Here is a 10,990-nt window from a genome sequence, read left to right as displayed (position 1 = left end):
ATAATATTAACATACATAAATTTTTTCAAACAAAGGATTTATTATGGCAGTATTTTCTCCACGGGGGGGGGGATCGAATAATTTTGATTTAACTCCTTCTAAAAAACTAACTAATCACATCTTACTTTCAAGTATAGTTGCTTCATTACTTTTTTCACCTGCATTTGCCTTACCAAGTGGTGGTAAATTTACTCATGGCACAAGTGGAACTATAAATGTTAGTGGTAATAATATGCATATAAATGGTAATAAAGTTAATTCTGTTATCCAATGGGGTGGTGGTTTTAATATAAATAAAGGTGAAAGTGTAAATTTTGGTGGTAATAGTAAAAACTACTTAAACATAGCTCATGGAACAAATAAATCTACCATAGCAGGTGTATTAAATGCAAAAGATAATAATGTATTTTTAATCAATCCTAATGGAGTAATCATTACTAAAACAGGTAATATCAATGCTAATCGCTTTGTAGCTTCTACTTCATCGATGAGTAGTGATGATATGTGGAAATTTGCAAATTTATCACAAGAACAAGCTGGAAGTTTTTCTCCTGTATTTAAAGCAAATAAACTTGGCAATGTAGTAAATATGGGTAATATCAATGCAAATGATGTATTGCTTATAGGCAATAAGGTTTTATTGCATGCAAGTGCAGGTAATGATAAAGGAAAATTATATTTAAACCAAGTTAATTCCAAAAATACACATTTAGTTGGAAATGAAGTATATGTTGATGTAGCTAATATAAACAAAAATAATAAATTAAATATCACAGCTAAAAATAAAGGTTCTATATATTTAAGTGCTACTGGGTATTATTATAACCCTGAAGCATTAAATATATTTTTAAAATATTCTACACCTTCATATGGGGGATATAAGCACAATGATAAGAACTTTAAAAAAGCACATTTTGTTTCTATAGCCAATACAGAAGACTGGTGGCATTTTGCTAAAGGTTGGAATGAAAATAAAAATGGTTTTAGAACTACTGCAAATGAATATAAATTAGTTTCTAATATAAATTTTGCTGGTAAAAATTATGCAAATTATTGCATAGATGGACTTGGTTGTTCTTCCATGATAGTAGGCAATACCAAAGATAATGCCTTTACTAAAAACTTTGATGGACAAGGTTTTGTATTAAAAGGTATGTATATAGATACAGCAAATTTAACAAATAATGATTCTAAAAAACATTATGTTGGTATATTTGGTGCAACTAAAGAAGCAAGCTTTACAAATATTAATGTAGATTATAGTGGTGGTGGCATTAATGCTAAAAATGAATATGTTGGAGGATTTGCTGGTTATTTAGATGGCTTTGTAGATAGAGCTAGTTTAAAGAATTTAACTAGTTTAAAAAATGATGTCAAAGTTGTAGTTGATTCTGGATATATTACTACTTATGGAACAGGTGGCTTTGCTGGAGATGCTAATGGTATATTTAGAAATATCACCTTAGAAAATATAAAAAATTTTGATGTGAAACATAGTGCTATTGTTGATATACCAGATGAAATAGATGCTTATTGGAAACACTATGCCTATGGAGTAGGTGGTTTTGCTGGTTCTATTTTTGGTTTTGTTGATGGAATTTCTTTAAAAAATGTGGAAAATTTAAGTATTAGAGAAAGTGAAATTCACAAACCTATATATGGTGGTGCATATATAAGCGAGTATTTTATCGGTTTAGGTGGCTTTGCTGGATATATAGCAAATGGAAATTTTTCAAATATATCTTTAAATAATATTAAAAATATAAATTTTAAAGCTACTCGAAGCAAACCTTCATATGATGAAAAATATTTTTGGAGTTTTTCTGAAGCAAACATAGGAGGCTTTGCAGGACGCATTGATGGTGGTAGTTTTGAAGATATAAATTTAAAAACTATACATGGTTTAACTCATGATAAAAATGATAAAGAAAATTCTATAGAATCTTCTTTAGGAGGCTTTGCTGGAGTGATAACTAATGGGGTATTTAATAAAATTGCATTAAATGATATAAAAAATTTAAATATGACTTTATATGGTAATTATAGGGCTATAGCTTATTTGGGAGGCTTTGCTGGAAGTATCGACTTAGGAGATTTTAAAAATATACTTCTTAATGATATTAGTGGTATTAAAATTCAAGCAACTGTTTCAAGTGATACATCTTGGTTGACAGATAAAGGAATTCTATTTGGAGGCTTTGCTGGAAGTATAGGGCAAACATATCTTAGTGAAATTAATCCTCCAAGATTTAATAATATTTCTTTAAAAAACATTAATAATATAAATTTATTCCATATTGAACAAAGTGAGTATTCATATGCAAGTATGAAAATTGGAGGCTTTGCTGGAAATATTGAAGAGGGTAAATATGAAAATATATATTTAGATAATATTAATGGTATTAATGCAAATGGAAGATATGGCTCTATTGGGGGTTTTGCTGGAAATATTTATATTAAGCATAATGATACGAATTTGTATAAAAATATTTATTTGAATAATATAGGAAATATTACTACTAGTGGTAATAGATTTTTGATTGGAGGTTTTTCTGGAGGAATAACCATAGGAGAAGTAGGTGGAAAATTTGAAAATATAATAATAAAAAATATACATGATATTAAACACAATATAAATGGAGATGAACATTTTAGATCTGCAAATATAGCAGGATTTGTTGCTGATTTTCATAGAAGTTATAATCATATATATGGAAAAATAGAGTTTAATGATATTTTTATAGATGGTATAAATAACATTAGCATTAAAAACCCTACCACGCAAAATTCAGCAATTTATGGTTTTGCTCCAAGTTATTATGATAGTGATAGAAGATTTAAATTTAACAAGATTCATGTTTATTTTCATCCAAATACAACATTTACAAATAACAATGTTAAAATATACAAATTTAGTGATAAAATCACTGATAATATGTCTAACATTCACATCTATCATCATGAAAAAGATTTTAAAGATATCATGAGTAATATAAATACAAATAATTTTACTACTCATATATATGGTGATGATAACAAAGATAAAACCTACCAAGAGTTTAAAAGCGAATATAATCTTGCAAAACCAGACATAAAAAAACCAAATATCACAAGTCCAGAACTACCTCAAAACTCAAACCAATCAATCCTTCCTAATCTAGATTTAATTCTTAATGAAAAACCTACTCTAAATAAAGATGATTTAATCTCTAATGCAGTATGGAATGATTATATTATTAAAGATATTGATAAGATTAAATATGTTATCAATATTAGATTATTAGATAAATTGCTAAAAGAATATAAAACTTTAGCCAATAAAACAGAAGATGAACAAGTTAAATTTATCACAGCTTATTTAGGTGTTAAAGAAAATGATGCTAGAGCTTTATTGCAAAGTTTAAGTTTTTTAAATACTTATAAAGATCATGATATAAATAAAGCTCAATTTGAAAATACTGCAAAAAAAGATTTTGAGCAATCCTTTAAAAAAGCAGATGATAAAATCAAAGACTTTAACAAAAACAAAAACTTATGGCATACTAAATTAGACAAACTAAATAAAGAAGTAGTTTCTTTGGGTTTAGATATAGAAAAACAATTAGAACAAAATCAAGCTAAACTTAAAAGATTTATAAAAGCTTATAATGATTTTTTAACCTTAATAGACAAAGGTATAAAAAATGAAAATGATCCTGCTTTTATAGCTATAAAAAATAATATAAAAGAACTAGACAAAGAAGCAAAACTACTTTATGCTAAATTATCTATACAAGAAAATAATCTTCAAATTTTTAAAGATAAAAACAATAACAATAAAGTTATAGTAATAGGAAAATTCAATACATCTTTAATAAATACCCCTAATGTAGACAAACCAACCCAAGGTGGTGGTGTTGAAAATGATGATTATCAAAAACTATCACGCCAAATAGCTAGCTCACAAAAACAAACACCTACTTTTAAATACGAAGAAGAAGAAACCCAAGAAATAGAAGAAGCAGCTATTACTCAAAGAGCTAGAACTTGTATAGTAAGTGATAATTTTAAAACTATGAATCCTTGTGTGGTTGGAAGTTATTAAATACATACTCAGAAAGAAAAACTTTCTGAGTATTATTGAATAGTTATTTTTTAAATTAAATTCCATTAACTTAAGTATTTTTTTATAAATATAATATTAACATACATAAATTTTTTCAAACAAAGGATTTATTATGGCAGTATTTTCTCCACGGGGGGGGGGATCGAATAATTTTGATTTAACTCCTTCTAAAAAACTAACTAATCACATCTTACTTTCAAGTATAGTTGCTTCATTGCTTTTTTCACCTGCATTTGCCCTACCAAGTGGTGGTAAATTTACTCATGGCACAAGTGGAACTATAAATGTCAGTGGTAATAATATGCATATAAATGGTAATAAAGTTAATTCTGTTATCCAATGGGGTGGTGGTTTTAATATAAATAAAGGTGAAAGTGTAAATTTTGGTGGTAATAGCAAAAACTATTTAAACATAGCTCATGGAACAAATAAATCTACCATAGCAGGTGTATTAAATGCAAGTGGTAATAATGTATTTTTAATCAATCCTAATGGAGTAATCATTACTAAAACAGGTAATATCAATGCTAATCGCTTTGTAGCTTCTACTTCATCGATGAGTAATGAGGATATGAATAAATTTGCTAATATGAAAACCTTTGAACAAGGTGCAACTTTTTCTCCTGTATTTAAACCACAAAAAGCAGGTAGCGTAGTAAATATGGGTAATATCAATGCAAACGATGTATTGCTTATAGGACATAAGGTAGATATACAAGGTGGTAAATTAGGCAATGCTAATTCTAAAACACACTTAGTAGGCAATTATGTATATATAGATGCAGATAGTGCAAATTTAAATTCTATTATCAATGTAACAGCCAAAAAAGATGGCTATATACAAAGAAAAATGATAAATTTTGCAAATGATGGTTATAGATTTGGTAACAATGTGAATATAAATAAAGTAAATTACACAGATAATACCAATGTTACCCATAATGGAATTTCTTCTAATTTCAAAAAAGCTCTAACTATAGGCAATATGGAAAATGAAAAAGCTAATGCTATAGAATGGCGATATCTTATAAAAGGTTGGAATGAAGGTTTGGGTGATACTAGAAGTATAGATGAATTTAAATTAGTAGGTAATATCAATTTTGATAACAAACTAATGGATCCTATAGGTATCAATGGTGCTTTTTTTAATAAAACTCTTGATGGACAAGGTTATACTTTATCTAACCTTCTTATCGATGGAAATGAAGGTGGTTTATTTGGAGTTATACAACTAGCTAATATAGGAAATTTAAATATAAATACAATAAATTTTGATTATACAAATGGAATTCCTAGATATATAGGTTCTATGGCATATAGAACTGATAATGCAAATTTTTACAATATAAATATCTCAAATATTGGCGATTTGCTTGCTGCTGGTGAAAATGCTATAGGTGTTGGTGGATTTGCAGGATATATAACATCAAGTAATTTTAACAATATAAGTATAAAAAACATAAAAAGCATAAAAGTAGATAGCAAGGCTGAACAATTATATACTGCATGGATAGGAGGTTTTGGCGGAAGAGTGGATAATTATCCTGTAGGTAGCAACGACCCTGGAGGAGCACCAAATGTATTTAAAAATATAACAATAAGTGGAATAGGAAGTATTTACGCTTCGGTTGGTTATAATTATTGGAGTAATTATGTAAGTATAGGTAGTTTTGCTGGTACTTTATACACAGGTAATTATTTAGAAAATGTATATATATATTTTGATAAAGGTTATACAATCGGCCAAAATGGTTTTAGTAGTTTTTATTTTGGAAAATTAAGCCCAATAGGAAGACCAAATGCACTTAAGAATGTTCATATTTATCACTATGAAAATGATTTAGCTAATGCAACAGCTGATCAAAGTTATGAAAATGATTTTAACCAAAACGGCTATATCCAAAATAAAATCAATATCCACACTTACACAGATGAAACTCAAGAAAGTGTATATAAAGACTTTTTATCTAAAGCAGACACTATAGAAAAACCTACCACCCCTGATAATCCAAATAAACCAAGTGATAGCGATGTTATCTTAGCAAGTGATGATGTAATTAGTGCAAATGATTTAAACAAATGGCTAGGTGAGATATTAAGTGGTAAGTATTGGATTGATATAAAAGATTTTAAAATTCAAGGATTAAGTGAAGAATTAAAGCAAAGCATATCTTTCTTAGAAGCTTTATATGGTCAAAAAGGTATGAAAGAAATACTAGAAGGAATTAGTCAAGAATATAAAAATACTTATGTTAAATTTAACCAATTTGCTATTAACAAAGCAAATCTTTTAGCATTTATCAATGATAAATTAAAACCTTTAGTTGATTCTTCTAATAATGCCTTAGCTCAATTAAAAACCATACAAGAGCAACTTAAAATAGCCATAACTAAATATAATGATTATGTTAAAAAAATCAATGAAAATCCAAGTATAAAAAATGAAGCAACTTTAGCTTCTTTAAAAGCTGAAGTAGATAGATTAAGCAATCTTAGTGGAGAATTAGCCACTACTATAGCTAATAATCAAATAAAACTAGAAACTTGGCAAAAACAAGCTAGTGATAAATCAAATCAACAATTTAACATAATAGGCAAATTTGATAATATAGCTTTAACAATACCTAATTTAGAAAAATTAAACAATTCTAGTGGTATTGAAAATGATGATTATCAAAAACTATCACGCCAAATAGCTAGCTCACAAAAACAAACACCTACTTTTAAATACGAAGAAGAAGAAACCCAAGAGATAGACGAAGCAGCACTAACTCAAAGAGCTAGAACTTGTATAGTAAGTGATAATTTTAAAACTATGAATCCTTGTGTGGTTGGAAGTTATTAAATACACATGTAGCCAAATTAAATTTGGCTACGCTAAATTCCAAAGAAAATTTCAGGTTTTAGTCTTAGCATTAGGCTATATGCAGCTAAGCAAGCTTGTTCTCTTATATAATTTCTTGCTCCTTGTATATGAATGCATTCTTGTAAAAAAGTCCCATCTTTATACATAGCTCCTATATAAATAGTCCCTGCTTTTGTGTTTTTATCATCATCTTCTCCAGCTACACCACTAATTGCTAATGCAAAATCACAATTTGTAGTTTTAAAAACCCCTTTTAACATAAAGTATATACAACGATCAGAATACTCACTCACACTTTCTAAGGTATCATTGCTTACACCTAGCCAAGAATTTTTTAAGCGGTTTGAATAAGTTATCAATGAACCTTCAAAAATGCTTGAAACCCCAGAAATTTCAGTCAGCTTTGAAGCACATAAACCACCAGTACAGCTTTCTGCAAAAGAAATTTTTAAATTTTTATCTAAAAGCTTTTTTGTGATGAATTTTATGGGGTTGTTATCTAAAAATACTTTTCCTTCAAAAAGTTTAAAAACACCTTTTAAAAAACCTTCTAATTTACCATATTGTGTCGCACTTGCTCTAATGCAGATTAAATTCTCAAGCAAAGCACTAGAACTTGTTTGAATTTCAAAAGATTTAGTTAGGGTATCTAGTAAAATATTTGCACTCATTTCATCAATATCTAATAAGCAAAAATAAGTGTAATTTATCTCAGGTTTGTTTAAAATTTGAGGTAATTTTAAATTAATACTAACATTTAACAAATTTATATGACATTGTTCAAACTCACTTACAAAGCTATTTTTGGTATAAATGGATTTTGATGGAACTAAAGTTTCATTTTCTAAAACTAAAACATCATCATTTAAGGTTGCTATAATCTTTGCAATCGTTGCATAATACTCATTTATGCTAAAAATAGTTATATAAGTGTATTCTAAAGACAATTTTTCAAGCAAAAAAGGAAGATCTTTATCAGGCTTGTTTATAAATTTAAGTTCATGTAGTTCTAAAAATCGTTTTTTGTATTCTTCATGAATATAACGCATATAATTTTCATTAACGATGAGTTCATTGCCTATGATGATGATTAAATGTTTCATGATTTTCCTTTTTTTCTTGCGATTATAACAAAAAAATAAGTGCAAATTAAAAGTATTTTAAGTAGAATTTACCATTTTAATTTTTCAAGGTGGATGAATATGGATTATAAAGATACGCTATTGCTTCCTAATACAACTTTTCCAATGCGTGCGAATTTAGCAGAGCTTGAGCCAAAACGCTTTAATAAGTGGTTTGAAAATAACTATGCTTATGAAAAAATGAAACAAAAAAGACAAAGTGCTAGCGAAAGTTTTACTTTGCATGATGGCCCACCATATGCTAATGGGCACTTACACATCGGCCATGCTTTAAATAAAATTTTAAAAGATATCATTATAAAAACGCATTATTTTCAAGGCAAAAAAGTGCGTTTTACTCCAGGTTGGGACTGCCATGGTTTGCCTATAGAACAACAAGTTGAAGTAAAACTAAAAGAAAAAAAACAAAGTTTGAGTAAAAAAGAAATTCGTGAATTTTGTAGGGAGCATGCGAGAGAATTTGTAAATATCCAAAGAGATGAATTTAAGTCTTTAGGGGTGATTGCTGATTGGGATGAGCCGTATTTGACTATGAAAAATGCTTTTGAAGCAGATATTTACAAAGCCTTATGTAAAATCGCTAAAAAAGGACTTTTGCTAGAAAGAAGCAAGCCAGTTTTTTGGAGCTGGGCTGCTAAGAGCGCATTAGCAGAAGCTGAAGTAGAGTATGAGGATAAAGAAGATTATTCTATTTTTGTGGCATTTGAGCTTGATAAAACTTCCCTTGAAAAACTAGGAGTAAAAAAAGCAAAAGCAGTTATTTGGACTACTACACCTTGGACTTTACCTGCAAATCAAGCCATAGCTTTAAATGCAAATGAAAAATATGTTATCACTAAAGAAGGCTTTATCTTTGCTAAAGCTTTACTTGAAGCGATGATAAACAAAGGCTTCACTCAAGGTGAAATTCAAAAAGAACTTTTAGGCTTTGAATTTGAAAATTTAAGTGCTATTAATCCGCTTAATCAAAGAAAATCCACTTTAATTTTAGGCGATCATGTTTTAATGGAAGGTGGAACAGGGCTTGTTCATACTGCACCAGGGCATGGTGAGGATGATTATTATGCGTGTTTGAGATATGGCATTGAAGTGATTATGCCAGTAGATGATGGTGGGTGCTATGATGAAACGCTAAGAGCTAAAGGGCTTTTACCAGAGCATTTGCTAAATGAATTTATAGGACTTCATATTTTTAAAGCAAATGAGCGTATTTTAGAACTACTTGGCGGAGCTTTGCTTGAAAGTTCTAAATTTATACATTCTTATCCATTTTGTTGGAGGACACATAAACCGGTTATTTATAGAGCTACAAAGCAATGGTTTATCTTAATGGATGAGAAAAAACTAGATGGAAAATCTTTAAGAGAATTAGCATTAGAGCAATTAAATAATGTAAAATTTTATCCAGAAAGTGGCATTAAACGCCTTAGCTCTATGATAGAAAATCGTCCTGATTGGTGTATATCAAGACAAAGAGATTGGGGCGTGCCTATAGCATTTTTTAGAGATAAAACCACCAAAGAAGTAATTTTTGATGATGATGTTTTAAACCACATAGTAGGAATTTTTGAAGCAAACGGAGCTGATGCTTGGTGGGATTTAGAAATAAAAGATTTATTGCCACCAAATAGCAAATATGATCCAAATAACTTAGAAAAAGTTTATGATATTTTAGATGTTTGGTTTGATAGCGGTAGCACTTGGGAAGCAGTGTTAAGCTCAGCAAGATATGATGCAGGAGAATACCAAGCTTCGATGTATCTTGAAGGAAGCGATCAGCATCGTGGGTGGTTTCAAAGCTCACTTTTAATTTCTACTGCGATTAATCACAAAACCCCATATAAAAATATACTTACTCATGGATTTACCGTTGATGAGAAGGGGCAAAAAATGAGTAAATCCAAAGGCAATGTGATTTTACCTCAAAATGTTGCTAAAAATTATGGAGTGGAAATTTTAAGACTTTGGATTATGCTTAGTGATTATTCAAGTGATTTAAAAATTTCAGATAATATCTTAAAACAAGTTAGCGAGCAATATAGAAAGATAAGAAATACCATAAGATTTTTACTTGCAAACACTAACGATATAGAATTTTTAGAAACAAAAAATTTCACACTTTTAGATAAGTGGATTTTAATGCGTGCAAAATTAGCTTTTGATGCGTGCGAAAATGCCTTCAAAAAATATGAATTTGCAAAAGGTTTTAGCGTGCTTTTGAACTTTTTAAGTGCGGATTTAAGTGGAATTTATTTAGACATTTGCAAAGACAGATTATATTGCAATGGCAAGGATGATACAAAAAGAACAAGTGCTCAAAGTGCAATGGTTTTAATAGCTAGAAAACTTTTTACTCTTTTAGCTCCAAGTCTTACTTATACCATAGATGAGGCTTTAGAACATGCAAATGCGCTTATAAAAGAAAATGCTAAAGATGTGTTTGATTTGGTGTTAAAAGATGGTTTTGATTATGAATTTGAGATTGAAGATGAATTATTTATCAAATCAAGAGAAAAATTCTTTGAACTTATAGATGTTTTGAAAAAAGAAAAACTTATTAAATCAACTTTAGAGCTATCTTTACAAACTAGTGCAAATGAGCTTTTAAGCGAAGATATAGAAGAAGTAGCAGATTGGTTTATGGTAAGTTTGGTTGAAAGTTTAGATGATAAAAAAGCTTTGAGTGAATTTAAAATAGGTGAACATAGTTTTAAAATCGTGCGTTCTTCATTGCATAAATGCCCAAGATGTTGGAAATTTTTAGCAAAAGAAGAAGAATGTTTATGCCCAAGATGTAATAGCGTGGAAAAAGCAAAAAATGTTTGAACAAGCTTTACCTTTTAGTGTGGTAGTGATTACTTTATTTTGTTTTTTATT

Annotated in this window: 4 protein-coding genes; 3 read left to right on the top strand and 1 reads right to left on the bottom strand. The window is 29.0% G+C overall.

All coding sequences use genetic code 11. The features are described 5' to 3' along the window. Nucleotides 1-43: 43 nt before the first annotated feature. Together CPEL_RS08795 and CPEL_RS08790 are read left to right on the top strand one after the other, a co-directional pair. Complete coding sequence (locus CPEL_RS08795; protein ID WP_049984599.1) at nt 44-4,084, top strand: two-partner secretion domain-containing protein; 4,041 nt, start codon at nt 44-46, stop codon at nt 4,082-4,084. Between the two features lie 133 nt (nt 4,085-4,217). After that, nucleotides 4,218-6,950: a two-partner secretion domain-containing protein gene (locus CPEL_RS08790; RefSeq protein WP_049984598.1), complete on the top strand. Its 2,733-nt coding sequence runs from the start codon at nt 4,218-4,220 to the stop codon at nt 6,948-6,950. A gap of 32 nt (nt 6,951-6,982) precedes the next feature. Here the strand turns inward: CPEL_RS08790 and CPEL_RS06410 are convergent, their stop codons facing one another. Then, nucleotides 6,983-8,074, bottom strand: coding sequence for a CinA family protein (locus CPEL_RS06410; RefSeq protein WP_044599107.1), 1,092 nt, complete (start codon nt 8,072-8,074; stop codon nt 6,983-6,985). A 99-nt stretch (nt 8,075-8,173) separates the two neighbouring features. On the opposite strand from CPEL_RS06410, the gene ileS reads away from it, so the two are divergent. Continuing rightward, entirely contained in the window at nt 8,174-10,939 is a 2,766-nt protein-coding gene (gene ileS / locus CPEL_RS06405; RefSeq protein ID WP_044599106.1) for an isoleucine--tRNA ligase, read from the top strand. The last annotated feature ends 51 nt before the right edge of the window (nt 10,940-10,990 follow it).

The sequence above is a fragment of the Campylobacter peloridis LMG 23910 genome (assembly GCF_000816785.1).
Classification (GTDB): domain Bacteria; phylum Campylobacterota; class Campylobacteria; order Campylobacterales; family Campylobacteraceae; genus Campylobacter_D; species Campylobacter_D peloridis.
The sequence above is the reverse complement of the archived record's forward strand: the minus strand, read 5'-3'. Positions and strand labels throughout refer to the sequence as shown.